This window comes from Aeromonas sp. R2-1, from assembly GCF_040908425.1.
In the GTDB taxonomy this organism is placed as follows: Bacteria; Pseudomonadota; Gammaproteobacteria; order Enterobacterales; family Aeromonadaceae; genus Aeromonas; species Aeromonas caviae.
This window is the reverse complement of the sequence record NZ_JBFODR010000021.1, coordinates 90,150-114,619: the sequence shown is the minus strand read 5'-3', so window position 1 is coordinate 114,619 and position 24,470 is coordinate 90,150. Positions and strand designations below refer to the sequence as shown.

Genomic DNA, 24,470 nt, shown 5'->3' with positions numbered 1-24,470 from the left:
AGAAGGCCTCTTCAAGGAAGCTGCAAATGAGCACAACCTCCCCCCTCTCACCCATTCTGGAGCTGACCGGGATCGTCAAGACCTTCCCCGGGGTACGCGCCCTCGACGAAGCGGGTCTTCGGGTCTATCCGGGCCAGGTGATGGCCCTGCTCGGCGAAAATGGCGCCGGCAAATCGACCCTGATGAAGGTACTGACCGGCATCTACCAGGCCGATACGGGCTACATCAGCTATCGCGGCCAGCCGGTTCACTTCAAGGGCCCCCGCGACTCCCAGGATCAGGGGATCAGCATCATCCATCAGGAGCTGAACCTGCTGCCGGAATTGTCGATTGCCGCCAACATCTTCCTCGGCCGCGAGCCCCGTACCCGTTTTGGCAGCATCGACCACAAGCAACTGCGCGAACGAGCAAGCACCCTGCTGGCACGGCTTGGCGTCAAACACGGCCCGGATACCCGACTCGGAAGTCTCTCCATCGGTGAACAGCAGATGGTGGAGATAGCCAAGGCGCTGTCGTTCGATGCCAGCGTCATCATCATGGACGAGCCCACCGATGCCCTCACCGACACCGAGACCGAGCAGCTCTTCACCGTCATTCGTGAACTGCGCGAGCAGGGCTGCGGCATCGTCTACATCTCCCATCGCTTGAAGGAGATCTTCGAAATCTGCGATCGGGTCACCGTGCTGCGCGATGGCAAGTGGATCGGCGAGCAGGCGGTGAGCGATCTCGATGAAGACAGGATCATCGAGATGATGGTGGGTCGCCGGCTGGAAGAGCAGTACCCGCGCCTCGCCCGCGAGCTCGGCCCGGTCAGCCTGCAGGTGAAGGATCTGGCCGGCCCCGGCGTGCGCGGGGTGAGCTTCTCCCTGCGTCAGGGGGAAATTCTGGGCTTTAGCGGCCTGATGGGCTCCGGCCGCACCGAGCTGATGAAGCTCATCTACGGTGCCAGCCCCATCAGCGCTGGCCAAGTGACGGTGGATGGCCACGCCCTGGTCCCCAAGAGCCCGGCCGATGGTCTGGCCGCCGGCATCGCCTATATCTCCGAGGATCGCAAGGGCGACGGCCTGGTGCTGGAGCTGTCGGTGCGCGAAAACATGAGCCTGTGCGCCCTCGGCGAGTTCATCCGTGGCGGCAAGATTGACGGCAAGGCCGAGCGCCAGGCGGTAGGGGACTATGTGCGTCTGTTCAACATCAAGACCCCGAGTCAGGATCAGCTAATCAAGCTCCTCTCCGGCGGCAACCAGCAGAAGGTGGCCATCGCCAAGGGGCTGCTGACCCGGCCCAAGGTGCTGATCCTGGATGAGCCGACCCGCGGCGTCGATGTCGGCGCCAAGAAGGAGATCTATCAGCTCATCAACCAGTTCAAGAAGGAGGGGATGAGCATCATCCTGGTCTCCTCCGAAATGCCGGAAGTGCTCGGCATGAGTGATCGCATCCTGGTGATGCACGAAGGGCGCATCAGCGCAGAATTCAACACCCGCGATGCCAATCAGGAGAAGCTGATGGCAGCGGCAGTCGGTAAACAGTGGCAAGCAGAGCAAGAGGCAGCACAATGACAACCCAAACCCTTTCCCGCCGCGGCGTCATGAGCAAGGCCTGGTGGATCGAGAACAAGTCCCTGGTCGCGCTGCTGGTGCTGATCGGCGTGGTCTCCTTCCTGAGCCCCAACTTCTTCACCGCCGACAACCTGCTCAACATCCTGCGCCAGACATCGGTCAACGCCATCATGGCGGTCGGCATGACGCTGGTCATCCTCACCGCCGGCATCGATCTGTCGGTCGGCTCGGTACTGGCCCTGTGCGGCGCCCTGGCCGCCACCATGGTGGCCATGGAGCTGCCCATCGGCCTGGTGATCCCCCTCACCCTGGGGGCCGGCGCCCTGCTTGGCAGCATCAGCGGCCTCATCATCGCCAAGGGCAAGGTACAGGCGTTCATCGCCACCCTGGTCACCATGACCGCCCTGCGCGGCGTCACCATGGTCTACACCGAGGGACGCCCCATTTCCACCGGCTTCAGTGACGGCGCCGATCACTTCGCCTGGCTCGGGACCGGCTACCTGCTGGGCCTGCCGGTGCCCATCTGGCTGATGGCCATCGTCTTCCTGCTGGCCTGGTACCTGCTCAACCACACTCGCCTGGGCCGCTACATCTATGCCCTCGGCGGCAACGAATCGGCCACCCGCCTCTCCGGTATCAATGTGGATCGGGTCAAGCTCGCGGTGTATGGTCTGTGCGGCATGCTGTCGGCACTGGCCGGGCTCATCGTCACATCCCGCCTCTCCTCCGCCCAGCCCACCGCCGGCATGGGGTACGAGCTGGATGCCATCGCCGCCGTGGTGCTGGGGGGCACCAGCCTGATGGGGGGCAAGGGCCGTATCATGGGTACCCTGATCGGTGCCCTCATCATCGGCTTCCTCAACAATGCCCTCAACCTGCTCGACGTCAGCTCCTATTACCAGATGATCGCCAAGGCCAGCGTGATTTTGCTTGCCGTGATGATCGATAACAAAAGCAACCGTTAACAAGCCACGCCACACACAAGGAATGAAATGATGAAAAAGCTCAATACCCTGCTCGCTGCCGCCATCATGACCGTGCTGGGCACCGCCCAGGCCGCGGATCACACCCTGGCGATGGTGGTCTCCACCCTCAACAACCCCTTCTTCGTCACCATGAAGGAGGGCGCCGAAGCCAAGGCCAAGGAGCTTGGCTACGAGCTGGTGGTGCTGGACTCCCAGAACGACCCGGCCAAGGAGCTCTCCAACGTGGAAGATCTCACCGTGCGCAAGGTCAACGCCATCCTGATCAACCCGACCGACTCCGAAGCGGTGGGCAACGCCATTCGCCTGGCCAACAAGGCGAACATTCCGGTGCTGACCCTGGACCGCGGCGCAGCCCAGGGTGACGTCAAGGCCCACATCGCCTCCGACAACGTGGCCGGTGGCAAGCTGGCTGGCGACTTCATCGCCGAGAAGCTGGGCAGCGGTGCCAAAGTGCTCCAGCTGGAAGGGATCGCAGGTACCTCCGCCGCCCGTGATCGCGGCGAAGGCTTCGCCCTGGCGGTCACCGCCAACAAACTGCAGGTGCTGGCCTCCCAGCCCGCCGACTTTGATCGCACCAAGGGCCTGAACGTCATGGAGAACCTGCTGGCCGCCCATCCGACCGTGCAGGCGGTGTTCGCCCAGAACGACGAGATGGCGCTGGGTGCCATCCGCGCCGTGCAGGCCGCCGGCAAAGAGGTGATGATCGTGGGCTTTGACGGCACCGACGATGGCAAAGCCGCCGTGGCCAAGGGTAAACTGGCCGCCACCGTGGCCCAGCAGCCCGCCCTCATCGGCGCCATCGGCGTGGAAACCGCCGACAAGGTGCTCAAGGGTCAACCGGTGGAAAAATCCATCCCGGTACCGCTGCAAATCGTCAACAAGTAAGGTGACGGGGGGAGGTTCGCCTCCCCTCTCTTTTTCCGCCAGTGCTACCTGGTCTGGGCCCACCCAGACCAGGATGTACTCAACCAAGGGTGATAGGAATGAATCGTCTCGTAGTCCTCGGCAGCGTGAATGCGGATCATGTGCTGCGCGTCCCCCACTTTCCCCGCCCCGGTGAAACTCTGACCGGCCACAGCTATCAGGTCGTTCCCGGCGGCAAGGGTGCCAATCAGGCGGTGGCCGCCGCCCGCCTCGGCGCCCCTGTCTCCTTCATCGCCCGCATCGGTGATGATGCCATCGGCCACCAGATGAAAACCGGGTTTGCCAACGACGGCATCGATGTCAGCGCCGTCGAACTCGACCCCAGGCTCCCCACCGGCATCGCCATCATCTATGTGAGCGACGAGGGGGAGAACAGCATCGGCATCTCCGCCGAAGCCAACGGCGCCCTCACCCCGGCCGTAGTGCAAGGTCACGAGGCGATGATCGCCGCCGCCCACACCCTGCTGCTGCAACTGGAAGTGCCACTCGAGAGCGTGCAGGAAGCGGCCCGTCTGGCTCGTGCCCACGGCACCCGGGTGGTACTCAACCCCGCCCCCGCGCGCCCGCTCTCAAGGGATCTGCTGGCGCTGGTGGACCTCATCACCCCCAACCAGACCGAGGCCGAGCTGCTGACCGGCATCAAGGTGACGGACGAAGCGAGCGCCCGTGAGGCTGCCGCCCGCTTCCACCAGATGGGCATCGATGAGGTGATGATCACCCTGGGGTCTCAAGGGGTCTATTGCAGCAAGGGGCAGCAACAGGCGCTCATGCCGGGTTTTCGGGTCAAGGCGGTGGATACCACGGCGGCCGGGGATACCTTCAACGGCGCCTTCCTGGCGGCCGAGCTCGCCGGCGCCGACTTTGACGCTGCCGTACGCTTTGCCCACGGGGCGGCGGCACTCTCCGTCACCCGGTTTGGTGCCCAGAGCTCCATTCCGAGCAAGCAGGAGGTCGATACCTTCCTCCTTGAACAGACTGCGCAGGGGCACTGATGGCCAATATCAAGGAGGTGGCTGCGCTGGCGGGGGTGTCGACCACCACTGTCTCCCACGTCATCAACGAGACCCGCTTCGTGGCCGAAGAGACCCGGGAGCGGGTCTTCGCCGCCATGCGCGATCTCAACTATGCCCCGAGCCTGGTGGCCCGCAGCCTCAAGGTAAAGGAGACCAACAGCATCGGCATGCTGGTCACCACCTCCAGCAACCCCTTCTTCGCCGAGGTGGTGCGCGGGGTGGAGCGCTACTGCTTCGAGCAGGGTTACAACCTGATGCTGGGCAACACCGAAGGACAGGCCGAGACCGCGCTCTCCTACCTCAAGATGATGCTCAGGAAACGGGTCGACGGCCTGCTCATCATGTGCAGTGAAGGGCAGCAGGAGGTGTTCAACCAGCTCGACTGGCTCAAGAGCCTGCCGGTCGTGGTGATGGACTGGGGCATGGAGAACGGCGAGGTGGATCTCATCACCGACAACTCCCATCGTGGCGGCTACCTGGCAACCCGCCATCTGCTGGGGCTGGGTCACACTGCCATCGGTTGCATCACGGGCCCCCACAGCCGCGCCCCGGCCAACCAGCGCCAGGCGGGTTTCGAGCAGGCGATGCAGGAGGCCGGGCTCACCGTCAATCCGGGCTGGATCCAGGAGGGAGACTTTGACTGCGCCAGCGGCGCCGCCGCCATGACCCGCCTGCTGGCACTGCCAGAGCGTCCCACCGCGCTGTTTGTCTGCAACGACATGATGGCCATGGGGGTCATCAGTGCCGCCCATCAGGCGGGGCTGGTGATCCCCCGCGATCTCTCCATCGTCGGCTATGACAACGTGGCGCTGGCCCAGTTCATGTCCCCCCCGCTCACCACGGTCAATCAACCGAAAGAGGAGCTGGGCCGCCTCGCCGTCACCCGGCTGCTGGCGCGCATCAACGGCGAGCCTATCGCAAACCGCATGATCACCGTGGATCCGGACCTGGTGATCAGACACTCCTGCGCTCCCTTTTTCTCACCGAACAGCAAACCAGTTTAAGTGCCAGCAAGCAGCAGAAGGGCGGCCATGAGCCGCCCTTCTGTATATTGTCTCCTTGGCATCGGCCCCGATACTGCACAAGCCACCACTCAACTCAGCTTGAGATCATCCTCTTGCTGCGCCTCTCCCCGGGGAGCCAGGCGCAGCAGCCCCAGCGCCGTTGCCAACGGCTGGAGCAACGCCTCGTACCCGGAGGGTGCTGGCAGCCAGTAGCGAATTGGCCAGCCCGCCTGCAGCAGTTCGGGGGCGCTGCTGCCAAGCTCGCTCAGTGCCAGCATGCAGCCACACTCGCGCACCTTCTCAAGCAGGGTGGCATCCGGTATCAGCGCAGGCAATGCCAGGATCAGCCTCCCCTGTGGCAAGGGGGGCAGGCTCGCCAGCAGAGGGGCCAGCTGGGCAGGCTGATGAAGCATCACCAGCAAGGTGCCACTGCATGGCTCTTCTGTCAGCCATCGCGCCATCACGGGCCCAAGGACACCACGCTCCTGCATCCAGCCCACGTCACAGGGCTGCTGGCTCACCCGCCAGCGCAGGCTGACCGCCGTCACCGGCACGCCCTGCTCGTCTCTCATCGGCTCGCAGAAGGTCTCCAGGGGTGAAGGGGCGGCCCCCGCCAGCCATTCCCGCAGTTGGTGCAACTGCCGCTGGGCCATGTGGAGGTCAGCCTTCATCGCACTCTGATACCACACCAGGGTGGTCCCCTCACGCTTGGCCTCGTTCAATGCCAATATGGCCTGCTCCAATAGCTCATCGGCATCCTCGCCACCCTCGCACCTGGCCACTCCGAAGCGACACGCCAGATCAAAGCTGCTTTCCCGGGTCACGAACTCAAACTGCAACAGGCTCACCATGGCCGCCATGCGGGCATCGAGATCTCCCTCTTCGTCGTCCAGCACCACGGCGAACTCATCGCCCCCCAACCGGTACGCACGGCCGGGGCATGCCTGACGCAACCGGGCCGCAACGGCCTGCAACAGGCGATCACCAACCTGGTATCGAGCAGATCATTGACCTGCTTGAACCGCTTCAGATCCAGCACCGCCAGCGCCTGGACCCGATCTTGCAGCAGGGATTGCCTGAGCTGCCCCTGCAAGGCCCGACGGTTGCCAAGCCGGGTCATGGGATCGAGCAGGGAGAGGCGACGATTCTGCAGATTGGTTCGAATGAGGGCAAAGACCAGCACACAGCCCATCACCAGCAGGATCAACTGCCAGATCTGGATCCAGAACAGGCTCTGGCGCAACTGGTTGAGGGAGGCTTCCCGCTCCTGGCCGGAAAGGATCTGATCCCCAATCTGCTCCACCTGATGGATCAAACCGGTCAGCCGGACGAGGGCAAGATCGAGGGCTTTCCCCCTCTTCAGCTCCCCGGACTGCATCTGAGGATCCAGCGCCTTGAGTTCGTCAAAGAGCCGTTCAAGCACCTCCCCCAACCCATGCCTCGCCCGCGCATCGGCGGTCTCGGTGCTGATCAGGAACACATCCAGCCGGTTCCACAGCAGGTCGTAATCCAGGCTCAGGGCCGCCATGTCGAGCGCCCCGGCACGGTAGAGGCGCACATCATAGAGAAATCGCTGGGACTCCTGCATTACCTGGCTGATGTTCCAGTGGGTGTTGCGGTAGAACATGTCAACGAGCTGCTCGTGCCGACTCTGCAGCAGCAGCCCCCAGAGGGACGAGAAGAGAAACAGCAGGGAAATGGCTGCAAGCAGCAGGTTATCTCGCTGTCGTCGCGTCACGGGACAACCTCGATGCGGATCACCTGCCAGACCATGTTGTTGTGGATGGCGGACACATCCATGTCGGGATGGGCCGAGAGGGGGACCAGCAGCCAGAGCGGCCCTTTATTGCGACGGGTGAGCGGTTTGTCATCCTGGTAACGCACCAGGGTCAGCGGCACCTTGGCAAACAGGGAGAGATCGACCCGCTGCTGGTAGCCATTGAGTGCGGCGACATCGATGGCGCTGGCACTATCCACCTGCTGCGCCGCCAGCACGCTCTTCAGGGTCGGGCCACGATAGCGGTGAGTGCCGAGGGTCCAGGGCGTCGCCGTCTCGAACTCCACTTGTGGCAAGGCGGCCAACGCCGCCTCATCCAGGGTGATTTCCCGCTTGTCCGGCAGGATCAGTTGCAATAGCGAAGAGGAGGAAGCCTGGGTGCCGAACGAGAAAAACACCAGCAGGAGAGAGGCCATCCCGCGCGTTGGAAAGTTCATGACATGTTGTGCCAGCTGCATCTTGAAGTTAGGAGCCAGTGTGGCGATTTCAGTGGGTCAATGCAACTGTGTGAAAAATCAATAATTAGGGGCCCCGCATCTCCATCCAGTTATGGCCCTCGACGGAGAGAGGCTGATGCACTCCGCAACTTTGCAGGAGTTCATCCACAAAAGCGGGCACCAGCAAGGAAGCCGGACCATAACGTTTTTCATCAAACTGGCTGCCCACTTCGCTCGGCTCCAGATTGAGCTCCACCGTATGGGCACCGTTCAGGCCGGCCTCATGGACGAATCCGGCAGCAGGGTAGACCGCCCCGGAGGTCCCGATGGAGATGAAGAGATCGCACTGGGCCAGGGCAGAGTAGATGCGGTCAAGCCCGAGGGGCATCTCCCCGAACCAGACCACATGGGGGCGCAGCGGGTGGGGAAACTGGCAACAGGAACACAGCTCTTCCTGATGGAGATCCCCGCGCCACTCGATCACCTGACCCGAGCCCGGGCAGCGGGCCTTGAGCAACTCGCCGTGCATGTGGATGAGGTTCTTGCTGCCGGCACTCTCGTGCAGGTTGTCGATGTTCTGGGTGACAAGGGTGACGCGCCCCGGCAGCAGGCGCTCCAGCCGGGCCAATGCATAGTGGGCCGGGTTGGGGTGGATCTCGGCGCGCTGCAACTGATGGCGCCGCGCATTGTAGAAACGTTGTACCAGTTCGGGATCCCGCGCATAGCCTTCAGGGGTGGCCACGTCCTCCACCCTGTGCTCTTCCCACAGGCCATCACAGGCCCGGAAGGTCTTGATACCGGATTCGGCCGAGATGCCGGCACCGGTGAGGATCACGATATGTTTGGCTGACTGCACCATGGTTGTTCTCCTCCAACGGGTAACAGGCTGACCTTAGCACAGGAGCAAGAGGCGGCCCATTCGCCCTTGGTCTTAGGCCGACGGGAGCACAAAGCTCGCCATGGGCGCGAGATCCAGCCTGGCAAAGACCATCTCCCGTCCTGTCACCAGGGTAAGTGGCAACCCGAGCCCCTTGAGCAGGGCCAGCATGGGGCGATTCTGGCCGAGCACTTCAGCCGTCCACTCCCGGATCCCCTCCCCGTATGCCAGTCGCGCAAGCGCCAGCAGGATGCGACGCCCGGCGCCGCGATGCTGAAAATGATCCGCGACGATGCAGGAGAACTCTGCCCTGTCCGGGTGCAGGCGCCGGCGCACGGACTGGGCCATGGCAAGCGGCGCCCCCTGCTCGTCGGTCAGCAGCAATCCTATCTGGGGTTCTCTGGGGTAGTCGAGAAAGAAGGCGAGCTGCTCGGTCGTCGCTGGTTGCTTGGCCCGCATGAAGCGCAAATAGACGCTCTGCTCGCTCAGGGCGTCATAGGCCGCGCTTATTCGCTTCGGGTCGCTGCCCGCCAGCTCCTGCAAGCGGCAAGTCAGCCCCCCCACCACCATCGTCATCGGCAGGGCTGCCCGTGAGACGGGAGCCGTCCAACCCGACATTCCCTGCCACAAGCGCGTCTCATTGAGCGGCCAGCAAAGATAGCGAGCCATTTACCAGCGCCCTGCCACGCCGCGATCCTGCCACTGGGCGGCATCGTGCAGGTTGAAGGGGTCGTCGAGGTAGAGCGCGATGCCAAGCTCCCGGGAGCGCTGGATGAAGCGGGCCAGCAAGGAGTCGGCAGCCATCGCCTCCAGTTCGGGCAGCAGGTGTTGCCCGAGCAGCAAGGATTGCAACGGCAGACGCTCGATGAGATCAAACGGCAGGTGCTGGGCATGATCGAGTAGCAGCGCGAGTCTGGCCCCCGCGAGGCTCGCCTGCAGCACCAGGGCGAAACGGTCCGCCTGGCTCAGCAGGTGATCCCGTCGATGGATGACCAGGGTGAGCTCGCCTGCTTCTCGTCCATGCTGCTCGAGCCAGAGCTTGAGCGGCTCCCAGTGAGGGGAAAGGCCGCTCAGGCTCAGCCAGATCGGCAGCGTGCAGGAGGCCGCATCTGTCAGCAGCCCAAGCTGTCCTCTCGCCTCTCCCTGCCAGCTACGCACGGTGCGCTTGAGCCCGCCCAGCCTGCGCTGACGCTGGGGGCCAAGATAGAGCATCTTGAGCAGACGCAGCAGATCGTCGCTTTGCAGCGGCTTGGCCAGGGCGGCCAGCACGTTGAAACCCGCATCGTGCAGGAGACGCCGGGCGCCGTCTATCAGGGTCTGATCATGAGCGGAGAGCAGGATGATGGGCAGACCGCTGTGGCGATACTGGGGATGGCTCATCAGCAGGCTGATGGCATCCTGCTCCGCCAGGCTGAGATCACAGATAAGCAATCTCACGCCCCCCTCTTCCAGCGCCTTGAGGCACCCTTCGCCATCCTGAACCCAGTGGCAGGGCAATCCCAGTCCCTGGATCTCCTGCTGAATACAGGCTCCCTGGAAGGGGTGATCTTCGAGCAGCAGGATCTGGCACTGGGCAAGCCAGGCACGCCACCCCTGCTCCCGTACCTGCAACCCCTCGAGCCAGGGATCGCTGAGGCGATAGATCCCCGCCCCGGGAGCCAACAGATGAGGCAGATAGTCGGCCCCCTGATGAGAGGCAGGATCAAACAGGGCGATGGCCCCGGCGGCAAACAGCCCTTCCCATTGCCAGCCGGCATCGGGTCGGGTGCGGTGCAGATTGGCATAGGCCGGCAGGCCCGCCCCCTTGACCGCCTGATGGGAGACAGCGTCCAGGGCATAGACGCTGACCGGGTAAAACGTTGGCTCCTGGCTGTCATCAGACTCCAGCAAGGCCATCAACTCTTCATCTGTGATGATCATGTCATGCTCTCTCGCCCAGTTGTCGGCAGACCTCTTCCACGCACTGCCTCAAGGCGGCTCCAAGGGGATGTCCGGGGGCCTCCTGCCAACGGTCGATCACCTCTACCAGGGGGGTAGCCCCCACCATTTTGGCGGCCCCCTTCATCTTGTGTAAAGCCGTATTGAGGGCCTTCTCGTCCCCTTGTGTGACACACCGCTCAATGTCGGCCAGATCCTGGTGAACCGATGCCAGATAGATGTCAACGAGGGCCGGGCTGAGGGACACGGGCAGGGAAAGGGCTGCCGTTGGCTGCGGTGCCTTCCCCCCGTCATGGGGGCCAAAGACGGTACGAAGCAGTACGGCCAGATCCCTGAGCAAGACGGGTTTGTCCAGATGACCCTGACAGCCGCATTCCGCCAGTCGCTGCGCCGCCTGCTCGCTGAGATCGGCGGTGATGACGTAGACGGGCAGATGCTGCCAGCGTTCATCGGCGTGCAATTGCCTGCAGAGCTCGGCGCCGTCCATCACTGGCATCTGCAGGTCCGTCAGCACCAGATCCACCGACTCCGATTGCAGGATCTCCAGTGCCAGACGGCCATTGGCCGCGCTCAATACCCGGGCACCCAGCTGACCCAGCTGCATGCTGATCAGCATTCTGTTCACTTCGTGATCTTCCACCAGCAACACCCGCCTGCCTGCCCCCGGCAGATCCGTGATCTCCTCGGCGCCACGGACGAGTCTGGGTTGCAGCAGGCTGACCACGGAGCCCGGGATCCAGGGTTCCCCCTGCCAGTACCAGGCGCGCAAGCCCCCATCGTCCTGCATGGCCCCAAGGCAAGGTGCAGCCGGGTCCTCGGCCACGCCAAACGCTGCGAGCCAGGCCCGCATATATTCAAGTTCCCCGGGCAACAGTTGCAGGGAGACCGTCTTGACGCGCGGTTGCCAGGGCGCCTTCTCCTGCGCATGCCTGAGGGGCAACGAGCAGAGGAAACGGCTGCCCCCGCGAGCCACAGGCTCGACCCGGATCTCGCCCCCCATCTGTTCCATCAGCTGGCGGCAGATGGCCAGCCCAAGCCCGGTCCCCTGGGCTCTGGGCTGGCCAGGCTCCTCCCCTTGCTCAAAGGGCTGGAACAACCGGGGCAACAGCTCGGCACTGATCCCGGGCCCCTCGTCATCCACCCCGCACAAAATCCACTCCCCTTGCCGCCGGGCCCAGAGCACCACCTCTCCCTGCTCGCTGAACTTGATGGCGTTGGAGAGCAGGTTGTGCAGCACCTGTTGCACCCGGTGGGGATCGAGTTCCATCAAGGCGGGCAGCGCCGGGTCGAGCGCCAGGCGCAGTTGCAGATGGCGGGATCGCGCCTTGGACCAGTGCACCGCCGCCACATGCTCGCACAGCTCCACCAGATCCGTGGGCTGCACGGAGAGGCGCAACTGACGCGTCTCGTTGCGGCTGAAGTCGAGCACGTCGTTGAGCAGTCCGAGCAGTTCATTGCCCGCCTGTCTGACATGGGCCAGAACCGAGGCCTGCTCTGCATTGAGTTCGGTCTGCTCGAGCCACTCCAACAGGCCGAGCATGGCGTTCATGGGGGTGCGGATCTCGTGGCTCACGGCGGCCAGGAAGCGCCCCTTGGCAAGCACGGCCTGCTGGGCCTGCTCGTGGGAAAGTTGCAGGGAGTGCTCCTGCTCCACCCTGGCCGTCACATCCTGCACCACCCCGTAGATCCGCCACCCCTCTCCCTGACGGCGCCCCCTGCCGGAAAATTGCAGCCAGCGGGTTCCCTTGGCGGGGTGCTGATAGCGCAGCAGATGGGAGAACGGTCGTCCGGCTTGCAGCATGGCCAGCATGGGGGCTCGCATCTCGCGCCTGTCCTGATGGGAGATGCGGGTCAGGGTCTCGTTGGGATTGACCCGGATCTGCTGGCTCGCCAGCCCCAGCAGCTCGTGACTGCCCCGGCTCACAAACTCCACCCGGGTGATGGCTCCCCCCAGCAGGGTGAATTGCAGCACCACACCGGGCACCGTATTGGTGAGGGCGCGCAGGCGCCGCTCTGCCTGACGCAGCAGGCGGGTACGCTCGCGCAGGGCGCTGATGTCGGAGAGGGCGATAAGATCCCCTGCCGGTGCCTGGGGCCCCAGTCGCAAGGGGATCTGGGCATAGGAGTAGACCTGCTCGTGCAGCGCCAGCTCCCCTTCGGCGCCCTGCAACTGAGGCGCGGGCAGCACCAGATCGGCGGCGTAGCGCGCCTCCATGCGCTTGGCCCGCTTGTTGCGCTTGATCACCTCCCCCTTGTCATTGCGCAAGAACACGGGAACGGGGAGCGCCTGGAAGAGAGACTCCCTGAACTTGCTTTCCAGCGCCAGCGCCTGCTCTACCTTGTGACGCTCGCGGGCCTCCTGGGCCAGTTGCTGGCGGGATCGCCAGACTGACCAGATCACCGCCATGCTGATCAGCAGTGCCAGCAACACGGAGCCAAGCCAGAAACCATAGCTGACCCCCTCCTGCTGGTTGACCACCAGGCGGCGCCAACGTTGCACCAGATCGTCCACCTGCCGATCATTGAGGGTCATCAGGCTCTGATCCAGCACCCCTGCCAGGCTGGTCTGTTCCGGCCGGATGGCAAAGCCGAGGCCGAAACGCTCCGTCAATTCGGTGATGGTCAGCTCGCTCAACTGGTTGTTTCTAAGGGGATATTGGAGCTGATACAACTCCGCAAGCATGGCCTGGGCATCCCCATGCCGCACCGCCGCCAATCCCTGCAGCAGGTTGTCGGTCACCTCCCACTCATGCTGGCCGAACCGGGCAAGCAGGCCGGGATCATAGAGCATTCTCGGGACCACCACCTTGCCACTGACGTCCGCGAGGGAGACAGGCCCCCTCTTGCTGCGACTGACCAGGGCATAGCGGCTGGTCGCCACCATCCTGGTGAAGTCGAACTCCTTGTTCAAGGCGGCGGACTCCATCAGTCCGACCATCATGGCGGCATCGCCACTGCGCAGCAATGCCAACGCCTCCTCCCGGCTGGCGGCGGGCACCAGCTCGAAGCGCAGTCCCGTCTGCCGACTCACTTCCCTCAAAACGTCCGCACTCCAGCCAATGAGCTCTCCCTGCTGGTTGACGCCGCTGTACGGCATGAAACCGGGATCCGCCACCATCTTGATGGTGTGGGCCTTACCGACCAGCCAGGCCTGCTCCTTGTCGGTAAAATGCAGGGGATTCACATCCTGCTCACCCTGAGGCAGATACTTGCCCAGATCCCGGTAGAGACTGCCCGGCGGCAAATAGCGGATGGCCGTATCCACCAGCTCCAGCAACTCGGGCTGGTTGCGCATCATCAGCCGGTAGCTGATGACCAGCTCGTCGCTGCGAAGACGGCGAAGACGCAGCCCTTCATCCGGGTACTCCCGCATCAGGTAGCGCAGTTGCAGATAATCACCGAGATAGGCGCTGCCCTTGCCGGCCACCAGGGCGCCATACCAGTTCTCGGCATCGGTCAGCAGTTGCTGGGATGAACCAGGATAGAGACGCTTCAGGGTCTCCTGGGCCTGCCAGATGGGTGACACCAGAAACTGCGCCTGATCGAGCTCACCCCGATAGAGGATGGCGGACTCCGCTTCCATCATGGCGCGGCTCAGGACGGTATCGCTCGAGTTCGACCGGGCAGGCCCGAAGTGAGGAATGAGATCGCAGCGCCCGTTCAGCAGATCCTGCGTCACAGCAACCCAGCTCGGCCGCTTCTCGACATGCACCGGTACCGGCAACAGCTCTGCCAACCGCGTCATGCGATCGATAAGCAGGCCCCCCTCCGCTTCCAGATAGGGAGGACGTTGCAGGGCCGGGTAACAGAAGGTCAGTCCGGTGAGCGAATCGGCATAAGCCTGGGCATCCGGTGACAGAGGGAGTATGGCGGCACGCAGTGGCAAAGCCAGCAGCGCGCCGGACAACAGAAGGATTTTTATCATCGGAATGGAAAAGCCAGGCGATTGCCTGGCTTTTTGTCACTCGTTGGGTTCAACATTTTCTACCCTGGCCTTGAGCTTCTGGCCGGGCCGGAAGGTCACCACGCGACGGGCGCTGATGGGAATATCCTCCCCCGTCTTGGGGTTGCGTCCGGGACGCTGGTTCTTCTCGCGAAGATCGAAGTTACCGAAGCCGGAAATCTTGACCTGTTCGCCACGCTCGAGCGCCTGTCTGATCTCCTCAAAGAAGGCTTCCACCATATCTTTGGCTTCACGCTTGCTCATCCCGAGCTGGGTGAACAGGTGCTCTGCAATGTCGGCTTTGGTAAGCGCCATAGATCAATCCCTCAAGGATGCATTCAACTCTTCACCGAGGGCCCGCACGACATTGTCCACGGTCTCGGCGATCTCTTTCTCCTCCAGGGTGCGCTGGGTGTCTTGCAACACCAGGCTGATGGCCAGGCTCTTCTTGTCCTCTGCCATACCAGCGCCCTGGTATACGTCGAACAAGTTTATTCCAACTAACTGATTTCCGCCAACTTTTTTAATTACTGCCAGAACGTCGCCTGCCAGGATCTGTCTGTCAACCACCACGGCGATATCGCGACGGTTGGCCGGGAACTTGGATACTTCGGCAGCAACCGGCACCTTGGCCGGCGTCAGTTTGTCCAGCTCCAGCTCGAACATGACAGCGCGGCTCTTGAGCCCCAGCTTCTTCTCGAGGCTCGGGTGGATCACGCCGATGTGGCCGATCACGACGCCATTGCGCAGAATGGCTGCGCTCTGGCCCGGATGCAGGGCACTGTGCTCGGTGCGCTCGAAGGTGAAGGTAGCCCCTTCTGCAGTCAGATCCAGTACCGCTTCCAGGTCACCCTTCAAATCGAAGAAGTCGACGGGACGGGCCTTGACATCCCAGTGCTCGTCCCCCTGGTTGCCGGTGATGATGCCGGCCAGCATGGGCTCCTGACGGATGCCGTTCTCGGCATTCTCGTCCTTGATGAAACGCAGGCCCTGCTCGAACAGGCGCACGCGCGGCTGCTGACGGTTCTGGTTGTAGACCACCGCCTGCACCAGACCCGGGAACAGAGAGACGCGCATGGCGGACATCTCGACCGAGATCGGGTTCGGCAGCACGATGGCATCGCTCTGCGGGAACAGGGTCTGCTGAGCCTTGGGATCCACGAAGCTGTAGGTGATCGCTTCTTGGAAACCGCGGTCAACCAGCAGGTCGCGCACCCGCTTCAGGGTCACCTGCCCTTCTGCCTGCTCTACCATCGCGAGGGATGCGGCGGGTTTGAGGTTCGGGATATTGTTGTAGCCGTAGATGCGGGCCACTTCCTCGATGAGGTCTTCCTCGATGGCGATGTCGAAACGCCAGGAGGGAGCCAGCGCGGTCCAGCCGTCAGTATCCACGGTTACCTGCATGCCCAGACGAGTCAGAATTTCGACCACCTGCGCATCCGCCACGCTGATGCCGATCACCTTGTCGAGCTTGGTGCGGCGCAGCTTGATGGGGGCAGCCTTGGGCAGATGGGCATCGGATTTGACTTCGATGACCGGACCCGCTTCACCGCCGCAGATGTCCAGCAGCAGACGGGTGGCACGATCCATCACCTTGGCCTGCAGCTCGGGATCCACCCCGCGCTCGAAGCGGTGGGAAGAATCGGTATGCAGACCGTAGGCACGGGCACGGCCGGTGATGGAGAGCGGCGCGAAGAAGGCGCACTCCAGCAGGATGTCGGTGGTGGTCTCGGAGACACCGGTGCGATCGCCGCCGAAGATGCCGGCCATGCAGGCAGGGCCTTTGGCGTCGGCAATCACGAGCGTGGTCTCTTTGAGCTTCACCTCGTTGCCATCGAGCAGAGTCATGGGCTCGTCGGCACGGGCGCGGCGCACCACCAGTTCCCCTTCAAGCGTCGCCAGGTCGAAGGCGTGCATCGGCTGGCCGTATTCCAGCAGCAGGTAGTTGGTGATGTCGACGATGGCGTCGATGGAGCGGATGCCGCCACGGCGCAGCTTCTCCTGCATCCAGAGCGGGCTCTGGGCGTGCAGGTTCAGCCCCTTGATGACACGACCGAGATAACGGGGGCAATCCGCCGGCGCTTCAACCCGGATCGGGAAGGTGGCATCACAGGTGGCAGCAGCCGGCGCCCAGGTCGGCTCGACCACGTCCACGCTGTTGAGCACGCCGATTTCACGGGCCAGACCCGCGATGCCGAGGCAATCGGCACGGTTCGGGGTCAGATCCACATCGATGCTGACGTCGTTGAGCGCGAGGTATTCACGGATATCGGTCCCGATGGGGGCATCCAGCGGCAGCTCGATGATGCCATCAGCCTCGACGTCGATGCCCAGCTCGCTGAAGGAACAGAGCATGCCGTGGGACGGCTGGCCGCGCAGCTTGGCTTTCTTGATGGTGAAATCACCCGGCAGGGTCGCCCCGACCTTGGCCACGCACACTTTGAGGCCGGCGCGGCAGTTCGGCGCACCGCAGACGATGTCCAGCAGCTCGGCCTCGCCCACGTTGACCTTGGTCACCCGCAGCTTGTCGGCGTCCGGGTGCTGGGCGCACTCGACCACTTCACCCACCACCACATTGTTGAACTGGCCGGCCACCGCTTCCACGGCGTCCACTTCCAGACCGGCCATGGTGATCTGCTCGGCCAGTGCATTGTCACTCAACTCGGTGCGGACCCACTCCATCACCCAGGATTTACTGAATTTCATGTTCTCTCGCCCTTACTTGAACTGCTTGAGGAAGCGCAGGTCGTTTTCGAAGAAGGCACGCAGGTCGTTGACCCCGTAACGCAGCATGGTCAGGCGCTCAACGCCCATGCCGAAGGCAAAGCCGGAGTATTTTTCCGGGTCGATGCCGACCGAACGCAGCACGTTCGGGTGCACCATGCCGCAGCCCAGCACTTCCAGCCACTTGCCGTTCTTGCCCATCACGTCCACTTCGGCGCTCGGCTCGGTGAACGGGAAGTAGGAAGGACGGAAGCGAATGGTCAAGTCTTCCTCGAAGTAGTTGCGCAGGAAGTCGTGCAGGATGCCCTTCAGCTCGGTGAAGCTGGCATGCTCGTCAACCAGCAGACCTTCGACCTGGTGGAACATCGGGGTGTGGGTCATGTCGTAGTCGTTACGATAGACGCGGCCCGGCGCGATGATGCGGATCGGCGGCTGCTGATGTTCCATGGTGCGGATCTGCACACCGGAGGTGTGGGTACGCAGCATCAGATCAGGATTGAAGTAGAAGGTGTCGTGATCGGTACGCGCCGGGTGGTGAGCCGGGATATTCAGCGCATCGAAGTTGTGGAAGCCATCTTCAATCTCGGGACCACGGGCAACCTTGAAGCCCATCTCGCCAAACAGGCGCTCGATGCGCTCGATGGTACGGGTCACCGGGTGCAGACCGCCATTCTCGATGCGGCGGCCCGGCAGGCTGACGTCAATGGTCTCGGCGGCCAGCTTCTGGTTCAGCACGGCGACTTCGAGGGCTTCACGACGCGCGTTCAGGGCATCCTGAACCTGCTGTTTGGCCTGGTTGATCACGGCGCCCGCGGCGGGACGCTCTTCAGCGGACAGGGCGCCCAGGCCCTTCATCTGCTCGGTAAAAAAGCCCTTTTTACCCAGATATTTGACCCGGATTTCGTCGAGGGCGGCGATGTCGCTTACGCCCTCAATTTCGGCCTTGGCCTGGCCGACTACTTCTTCAAGCTGTTGCATGTCTTCCTCGTCACCACTCCCGGAACAGGAGCCTTTAGGCTAAATAAGGTCAAGAGGGGAATAATACAAAAAAAGCCCCTTGGCTGACCATAGTTATGACGGGCTTTTCTCCCTGCAAATCATTTTGTTATATGGAGAAAGCCACAAGCCAGATGCAACAGGATTGAGACAAGCGTCGTTTGTTCTAGTTTGTTGGCATATGGAAGGATAAAGCATTTATGAACGTGGCATGCTACCTGCCAACGCTCAAAAATAGACAACAAAAAAGGAGGCCTGAGCCCCCTTTCCATGTCTAATAAAAACAACAACATAGATAAATATCAACGAGTTACGAGCGACTTGAGGGTACATCAAAAGCCCCGTGGCGACCCTGTTTGGGGCAATTTGTGGACACTTGATCATGCGGCTGGGAGCGGGTTTTCCAACGGGTTGAAGCGCACCGCATCGCTCAGATAGTCCGGTGCAAAGTGGGCATAGGTCATCGTTTGCTGGATGTTGTGATGGCCCAGAATTTTTTGCAGCGCGAGGATGTTGCCCCCGGACATCATGAAGTGTGATGCAAAAGTGTGCCGGAACACATGCACCGCCTGCCCTGCTGGCAGATCCGGCGCCACGGCCTTGAGCACGTCACGCACCAGCAGATAGTCGAGATCACGAAACAGCGGTCCCCGGTTCACCCCATTCGTTATCTCTTGGCACAGTTCGGCAGAGATCGGCACGGTGCGGTTCTTGCCATTCTTGGTGTTGATGTAGGTCACCCGGCTGGCCAGCACCTCCTCGCGGCGCAGATTGGCCGCCTCGCTCCAGCGCGCCCCCGTGGCCAGGCAGAGTTTGACCACCTTCAGGTTATCCCCCGAAAGCGCCGCCAGCACGTCGTTGATCTCGTCCTGGGCCAGGTAGCCCATCGACCGCTCAACCAGTTTGACTTTCTTCATCTCTTTGAGCGGGTGATCATGATGGTAATGGCCGAGATCGGTGAGCACCGAGAACACCCCGCCCAGCATCTCCTGCTCACGGTTCACCGTCTTGGGTTGGCGACCAGCTTGCAGACGCTGCGCCCGATACTCGGAGAACAGTGCCCGGGTCACCTGTCTTGCCAACGGGTGGCGCAATGCGGCATCGATATTGTGGAGTTTCTTGCGCACCGCCTCCCCTGCTTTGAGGGTCTGGCCATGGTAGTGCCACCAGAGTTCGATAAGCTCGGAGAGCGGCCGGTTGTCTGCCGGGCGATCCACCCACTCTTTGTTGTGCTCGGTGGCGATCACCCAACGCTCGAACTGCTGGGCCTCGGACTTGGTCTTGAAGCGCTTGCGGATCCGCTTGCCTTCCCTCCCCTGCGGGCGGATATCGACCAGGTAGCCCTCGGGCGTGGACTTGATGCTCATTGCCCCTCCTTATATAGGAAGGCGCTCATCCATCCCCTCGGCCCGCACATCGTCATCGCTCGTCCCCCTGTACCTTCACTTTCACCCCCTATCAAAAAACTGCTGTTTTATACAGTATCTCATGATTATTAGCGGTGTTTAACTGGGAAGACAGCTCACATGGTGACGCATCATATAAGGATACTGGGAATAGCTATAAAGAAGGAAAATGCTCTTGCTGACCACATGCATCCACTCCGTTACCACAGCCACTCCCATCACGTGGAATCAAATCCATACATTAAATACAATGCTTAAAATAAATCTCACACAAGTTAAGTGGCTGGGGGATTTCAGTAAAAAAAAGGGGCTTTGCAGCCCCTTTATAAATCAAAAATATTCTTTTAAATCTGTGTACCATTTGGCTAATGTTTTTGCCCTTCTTCTTGCTGTGCTTTCCTTGAAGCCAGGTACATTTTCCAATATAAAATCAGCCGCACTATCAGGATTTAATTTTGTTATATCTTGCTCTTTCGACCATTTTTTCCATGCGAGTGCACAATCAGTTGCTTTGAAACTGGATGCGATTAGACGCATCCGGTCATCCAACTCTGAATGCTCCAATAAATAACGACCTTGAGATGTTAGTGAGCTATTCTTTGTTAGATAACCAAGAAGAACGGCTGCATCTTTATAGTATCTGATCTGTCTGTCCACAAGACCAAAATTTTCCTCACTAAATTCTTTAGAGTCAGCTCTAAGTTGAAGCAACCTTATTACATTCTCCAACTCATCAGCTTGAGGTATTTTGTTTGTTCCTAGAACACAGCCATAAATGCTTTCTAGTCGAGATCTCCATCTATTTACATCATCTTTCCGTAAAGAGCATGGCTTTATATCGCCTAAAAATATTTTAGGTGATACATCTATTTCAACACCATAGTAATCCATGGAGTCAAAAAACTCTTTTAAATCAGAGACCTGGATGCCAACGCTATATAATTTCTGTGAAAGAGCTTCATCTTCCAAGGTTGAGTCATTAAATATTGAGGTTACTTTATACAAAACATCAGATGCAATTTCATTATTTGATGTATTGAATTTCACTTCAAAAGAGCCTGGCACAGCATATGCTGGGTATAGTTTCTGGCTCTTCGACAGGAAATTCATGGCACCTTCAAACAAAGTTGTCCATGTACCAATGATTGCAGAAACGCTTTCTGCTGAGGGATTCGTATTTCTACTATCCCTTGCAATCCTAACATCATGATTCCACTCTATCTCATTTTTCGAAATAAACTCAATAGAGTCCTGCTCAACAAAAAAATCATCTTCAGGTATAAACCCATCTACCAGCAATGTGGCCAAGTCTTTTAATTCAACTGTATCTTTCTGATTTTCGCCATAAAAAACATAAGCAAGGTAAATTACATCCTCATGTTTCTCAAAAGCATCTTTTATTGATATTTCCGCTCGCCTTACTTGTTCCAACCTTTTCTCTGAAACAGGCATATACAACCAACCATCATATTCGCGTCCTGGTGAAGAGTCACACCAATATGATAAAAATGCTTGGCTTGTCTTGTTTTTGGCACAAAACAATTTGGGGCCATCATAGTATTCATATACTTCAGAAATATAAAGAGAGCCTAGGCACGTTTTTTTGGGAAGGATACTCATGATTCCTCCTTCTCCTCAGTTTTAAAGCAATTTTCAGGCACCGCATCAGTGTAAAACCATGCTGTATGATGACTTGGTTTATATGTTTGCATCACAACACCAACGTCATCTCCAATCACACCACTTGCAATTTTCTTGGATGCCATGGCTTTTTTGAATTTGCGCTTAGTAGAAAGAGCGTCCCCAATCTTGCTAAAAAATGAGGTCCCATAAGAGTTTATGATCCCAGCACCATGAAAATCCTTATCTTTTTGCGTCGGATTGTCTCTTGTTCTCAAAAAATCGTTACTATCAGGAGGAAAGTTATCTACTAAACGATAGAATTTATCTTTAGAATGAGATGCTGTTTTAGGGGGGCAGTTTGCAGGAAAATCAGCAGGCCATTTTTTGCTCATCCCGTTACTCCATTACTTTATTTTTTTGATAACCTATTATAGGAAATTGATAAGGCCTCTTCGCTGATATCATTTCCAATAAATGCTCTATTTAGATTTCTTGCTGCAACGCCACTAGCACAAGCCCCCATGAATGGGTCACAAATCAATTCTCCCTCATTTGAACTCTGAGCTATTAGAATGCTCATCAATTCAACAGGTTTCTCTGTGGGGTAACCACGATGGATTCTTGGAACACTCAATATGTCAGGAATTGAAAGATTGTTAAGTTTTCTCTTTCCTTTCTCAAAAAAAAGAATGAACTCATATTTAGCACGATAATGATACCCCATGCCAATTCTCATCTTATCCCAAACAATTGGCTTCCAGAATTTGAATCCCGCAGCTTCAGCAATAGGCTTTACTATAAAAGCAGTTTCTTGATCACAGAATAAATAGAAATGGCTGTTTTTTTTCAGAACTCGATACACTTCATAAAATAGCGATTCAAATCTGGAGTTAGGAAAAATTTCAAACCATGTATTACTTGACGACTTACTCTGTTTTAATCGAGTCGTTGTTCCAACTTTTCGATGCTTCTCTAGTGACTCATAAGGAGGGTCTGTAATTAACAGGTCAATTGATGAATCGCTAAGAGATTTAAGCCAATCTATAGCATCTCCTTGATGAAGTTCAAATGATGCTTGTTGGATTATCTTGTCAGACACGGGTTACTCCAAAGGTGAAGATGAGGGCCCAGCTCAAAACATGCCAGAACACTGAACATGAAAACCATAAAAGTCTATGATTTACATACACCTAAGGAAGGGGCGACAACAAGAAGGCTGGCTGATTAAGTCATGAGTTTAGATATAGCTACCGCACGGCGTGAGAGCCACTCCCCCCTGCCATTAAAGCTACAATTCTCTCTAACCAAACCCTTGTGGATTCAAAGGTATCTTATTCTGGTTCCAAACTAAGCGCGAGACTATATCAAAAATTATGCGAGCAATCTCTCATAATTTTATCTTTGAAATCAGCGCCCTGTTTGTCTTTTTCTATAAGATCTGTGTTCTACCATCACGCCGATGATCTGGATGTGTTGTCGGTCGGAATGCATGGTGGGGAAATCGTCATTGAGGGGGACCAGTTCAAACACCTCTTGTCCGCTCTCGTCGATGCCGCGGGGCCGGTACTTCTTGAAGGTGGCCTCTTCGCTGCCGTTCTTGGCCACGACGAAATCCCCTGGTTGGGGCGCTTCGTCGGGGTCAACGATGATGAGGTCGCCCTCTTTAAAGAAGGGTTCCATCGACTGGCCACGCAACCAGAGGCCGAAACCACAAGGGCCAACATCCACCCCCGCCGTCACATACTCGACATTGCCATCGAAGGCCGTGGCCTGTTCACACATCTCGTGCCAGTGACCGGCCTGAACATAGCTCAGCACAGGCACGCGCGTACCTTGCGGGATCACGGCCGGTTCGACGTTGTGATATCCGACGACTTGCTGCTCTCCTGATGACGCAGGAGCATCCCCCTCCCCCGTCAAGAGCCAGTCAACAGTGACCCCCAACGCAGCAGCTAACTCATTGAGATAGCGACCATTAGGCGTGTTCTCTCCCCGCTCCCATTGACTGATGGAAACGCGTGATACACCGACTCGTGAGCCGAGAATTTCTTGGCTATATCCGAGTCTCTTCCGTGTCTGTTTGATGCGTTCATTTATTTTCATGTAAGCAATCTTACAAGTTGCTTTCGTAGGATTTCTTGTCTTTTTTGTAAGTTTTTCCTTGCAATCATGATTCACCTAGCTTTACATTTGCTTTCGAAAGTAAACCTTACAAGGTGATGAAAATGAAAAAACAAGATGCAATTGACCACTTTGGTGGGGCTGCAAAATTGGCCCAAGCGCTGGGCTGTAAGCCACAAGCCATTTCTCAATGGCGTGACCATGTTCCACAAGGCCGTGCCTACCAGATCGAAGTGCTGACCGGCGGCAAATTGAAGGCCACCGCGCGCAGTACCCCGCAACAACCAACCCCTTGTGTTTGAACCCCCTGAGAAGGATTCACCATGGTTACTCGAATCAAACCCATCCGTATCCCCAGCGACGTGAGCCAGTTGCCGCTTGATTACCCCTTTGGCAATCGCGTCAGTGAAAGCCTGGAGGAGTACGCCAAGCGTCAGGGCTTAACGCTTGGGGCAGTTAAAAAGCGCGCCGACCGCGGCCAGTTGCCCATCTTGCAAGACGGCCCGGGCGCACCTCGCGAGGTCAACCTTTACGCCCTGTTCCTGCAGGCCCGTTATCAGGCCGAGCGCTACGTCACCATGACGCTCGCGTGAATCTGCCAACACCATAACGGGTCAAGGAGACGCTCGCATGTTTACCGAATACGCCAGCAAACATCCGCACTGGATCAGCGCCTGCCAACGCTTTGCGGCCAGTCACAACATGGCCGAGATAGCCCAGCGGGCTGGCATGAATCCGCAGCTCCTGCGCAACAAGTTAAACCCCGATCAGCCCCACGAACTAACGGTGGCCGAGCTGATTGCCATCACTCAGGCGAGTGAGGGCGATGAAACCCTGTTCGATGGCGCCCTGTTTGGCTGTGGCTTGACGGCCGTTGCCATTCCCCAGGCAGAACGGACCCCTTCCCTGCCCCATCAGGCCATCGATCTGAACGCCAAGATTGCCAGCATTGGCCAACGCGCGCTGGAGCTGACCGACCGCGGCCGGATCACCCGCTCGGAGCGCAACACCCTGGTGAGCGTGGCCACCTCGGCCATGGGGTCGCTCGCCATCTTGATCCACGACATCGAGGCCCGCTTTCAAGCGGTGCCCGCCCTGGCCTGTGCATCAGACATCCTGATGCAGGCCGCGACCATGTGAAGGGG

Annotated in this window: 23 protein-coding genes; 8 read left to right on the top strand and 15 right to left on the bottom strand. The window is 59.3% G+C overall.

Translation table 11 applies throughout. From position 1 onward, the window contains the following. Window positions 1-26 precede the first annotated feature (26 nt). From rbsA to AB5Y80_RS05870, 5 genes are all read left to right on the top strand, one after another. Window positions 27-1,556, top strand: coding sequence for a ribose ABC transporter ATP-binding protein RbsA (rbsA, locus tag AB5Y80_RS05890; protein ID WP_368172648.1), 1,530 nt, complete (start codon window positions 27-29; stop codon window positions 1,554-1,556). Next, the gene (rbsC, locus tag AB5Y80_RS05885; RefSeq protein ID WP_039040774.1) at window positions 1,553-2,521 is read left to right on the top strand and encodes a ribose ABC transporter permease; all 969 of its coding nucleotides are present in this window, start codon (window positions 1,553-1,555) and stop codon (window positions 2,519-2,521) included. Before rbsA ends, rbsC begins: the two co-directional genes overlap by 4 nt. A 30-nt stretch (window positions 2,522-2,551) precedes the next feature. Further along, window positions 2,552-3,427: a ribose ABC transporter substrate-binding protein RbsB gene (gene rbsB, locus AB5Y80_RS05880; RefSeq protein WP_368172647.1), complete on the top strand. Its 876-nt coding sequence runs from the start codon at window positions 2,552-2,554 to the stop codon at window positions 3,425-3,427. 98 nt (window positions 3,428-3,525) lie between these two features. Beyond that, complete coding sequence (rbsK, locus tag AB5Y80_RS05875; RefSeq protein ID WP_368172646.1) at window positions 3,526-4,458, top strand: ribokinase; 933 nt, start codon at window positions 3,526-3,528, stop codon at window positions 4,456-4,458. Beyond that, window positions 4,458-5,483, top strand: a complete 1,026-nt coding sequence (locus tag AB5Y80_RS05870) for a substrate-binding domain-containing protein (RefSeq protein ID WP_323917425.1) — start codon at window positions 4,458-4,460, stop codon at window positions 5,481-5,483. Before rbsK ends, AB5Y80_RS05870 begins: the two co-directional genes overlap by 1 nt. A gap of 89 nt (window positions 5,484-5,572) precedes the next feature. Here the strand turns inward: AB5Y80_RS05870 and AB5Y80_RS05865 are convergent, their stop codons facing one another. From AB5Y80_RS05865 to AB5Y80_RS05795, 15 genes are all read right to left on the bottom strand, one after another. Continuing rightward, window positions 5,573-6,436, bottom strand: coding sequence for a diguanylate cyclase (locus AB5Y80_RS05865; RefSeq protein WP_368172645.1), 864 nt, complete (start codon window positions 6,434-6,436; stop codon window positions 5,573-5,575). Continuing rightward, the gene (locus AB5Y80_RS05860; RefSeq protein WP_368172644.1) at window positions 6,328-7,221 is read right to left on the bottom strand and encodes a diguanylate cyclase; all 894 of its coding nucleotides are present in this window, start codon (window positions 7,219-7,221) and stop codon (window positions 6,328-6,330) included. The genes AB5Y80_RS05865 and AB5Y80_RS05860 overlap by 109 nt, the downstream gene beginning before the upstream one ends. Beyond that, complete coding sequence (locus AB5Y80_RS05855) at window positions 7,218-7,676, bottom strand: hypothetical protein (protein ID WP_080770069.1); 459 nt, start codon at window positions 7,674-7,676, stop codon at window positions 7,218-7,220. Before AB5Y80_RS05855 ends, AB5Y80_RS05860 begins: the two co-directional genes overlap by 4 nt. A gap of 106 nt (window positions 7,677-7,782) precedes the next feature. Then, window positions 7,783-8,556, bottom strand: coding sequence for a Sir2 family NAD+-dependent deacetylase (gene cobB / locus AB5Y80_RS05850; RefSeq protein ID WP_010674794.1), 774 nt, complete (start codon window positions 8,554-8,556; stop codon window positions 7,783-7,785). Between the two features lie 72 nt (window positions 8,557-8,628). Next, window positions 8,629-9,243 carry an N-acetyltransferase family protein gene (locus AB5Y80_RS05845; RefSeq protein WP_368172643.1) on the bottom strand — a complete coding sequence of 205 codons (615 nt, stop codon included), beginning with the start codon at window positions 9,241-9,243 and terminating at the stop codon, window positions 8,629-8,631. Then, on the bottom strand, window positions 9,244-10,494 hold the full coding sequence (locus AB5Y80_RS05840) for a response regulator (protein ID WP_368172642.1): 1,251 nt from the start codon (window positions 10,492-10,494) through the stop codon (window positions 9,244-9,246). Between the two features lies 1 nt (window position 10,495). Next, window positions 10,496-14,419, bottom strand: coding sequence for a transporter substrate-binding domain-containing protein (locus AB5Y80_RS05835; RefSeq protein WP_368172668.1), 3,924 nt, complete (start codon window positions 14,417-14,419; stop codon window positions 10,496-10,498). Between the two features lie 54 nt (window positions 14,420-14,473). Further along, window positions 14,474-14,770: an integration host factor subunit alpha gene (ihfA, locus tag AB5Y80_RS05830; protein ID WP_005300715.1), complete on the bottom strand. Its 297-nt coding sequence runs from the start codon at window positions 14,768-14,770 to the stop codon at window positions 14,474-14,476. Between the two features lie 3 nt (window positions 14,771-14,773). Further along, window positions 14,774-17,161, bottom strand: a complete 2,388-nt coding sequence (pheT, locus tag AB5Y80_RS05825) for a phenylalanine--tRNA ligase subunit beta (RefSeq protein WP_368172641.1) — start codon at window positions 17,159-17,161, stop codon at window positions 14,774-14,776. 12 nt (window positions 17,162-17,173) lie between these two features. Beyond that, complete coding sequence (gene pheS, locus AB5Y80_RS05820) at window positions 17,174-18,157, bottom strand: phenylalanine--tRNA ligase subunit alpha (protein ID WP_041215128.1); 984 nt, start codon at window positions 18,155-18,157, stop codon at window positions 17,174-17,176. Window positions 18,158-18,555: 398 nt separating this feature from the next. Next, window positions 18,556-19,542, bottom strand: a complete 987-nt coding sequence (locus AB5Y80_RS05815) for a tyrosine-type recombinase/integrase (protein ID WP_368172640.1) — start codon at window positions 19,540-19,542, stop codon at window positions 18,556-18,558. 369 nt (window positions 19,543-19,911) lie between these two features. Continuing rightward, entirely contained in the window at window positions 19,912-21,201 is a 1,290-nt protein-coding gene (locus tag AB5Y80_RS05810; RefSeq protein ID WP_201969099.1) for a DUF6575 domain-containing protein, read from the bottom strand. Continuing rightward, entirely contained in the window at window positions 21,198-21,596 is a 399-nt protein-coding gene (locus tag AB5Y80_RS05805; RefSeq protein WP_201969100.1) for a hypothetical protein, read from the bottom strand. Before AB5Y80_RS05805 ends, AB5Y80_RS05810 begins: the two co-directional genes overlap by 4 nt. Before the next feature lie 17 nt (window positions 21,597-21,613). Continuing rightward, window positions 21,614-22,303, bottom strand: a complete 690-nt coding sequence (locus tag AB5Y80_RS05800; protein WP_201969101.1) for a site-specific DNA-methyltransferase — start codon at window positions 22,301-22,303, stop codon at window positions 21,614-21,616. Window positions 22,304-22,611: 308 nt separating this feature from the next. After that, complete coding sequence (locus tag AB5Y80_RS05795; RefSeq protein ID WP_274798585.1) at window positions 22,612-23,307, bottom strand: LexA family transcriptional regulator; 696 nt, start codon at window positions 23,305-23,307, stop codon at window positions 22,612-22,614. Between the two features lie 122 nt (window positions 23,308-23,429). Here AB5Y80_RS05795 and AB5Y80_RS05790 point away from each other — a divergent pair, with 122 nt between their 5' ends. From AB5Y80_RS05790 to AB5Y80_RS05780, 3 genes are read left to right on the top strand one after another with little or no spacing between them, the layout of a single operon-like run. Beyond that, the gene (locus tag AB5Y80_RS05790; protein ID WP_368172639.1) at window positions 23,430-23,627 is read left to right on the top strand and encodes a Cro/CI family transcriptional regulator; all 198 of its coding nucleotides are present in this window, start codon (window positions 23,430-23,432) and stop codon (window positions 23,625-23,627) included. A gap of 21 nt (window positions 23,628-23,648) precedes the next feature. Then, window positions 23,649-23,918 carry a DNA-binding protein gene (locus AB5Y80_RS05785; RefSeq protein WP_368172638.1) on the top strand — a complete coding sequence of 90 codons (270 nt, stop codon included), beginning with the start codon at window positions 23,649-23,651 and terminating at the stop codon, window positions 23,916-23,918. Window positions 23,919-23,955: 37 nt separating this feature from the next. Beyond that, window positions 23,956-24,465 carry a phage regulatory CII family protein gene (locus tag AB5Y80_RS05780; protein WP_368172637.1) on the top strand — a complete coding sequence of 170 codons (510 nt, stop codon included), beginning with the start codon at window positions 23,956-23,958 and terminating at the stop codon, window positions 24,463-24,465. Window positions 24,466-24,470: the final 5 nt, after the last annotated feature.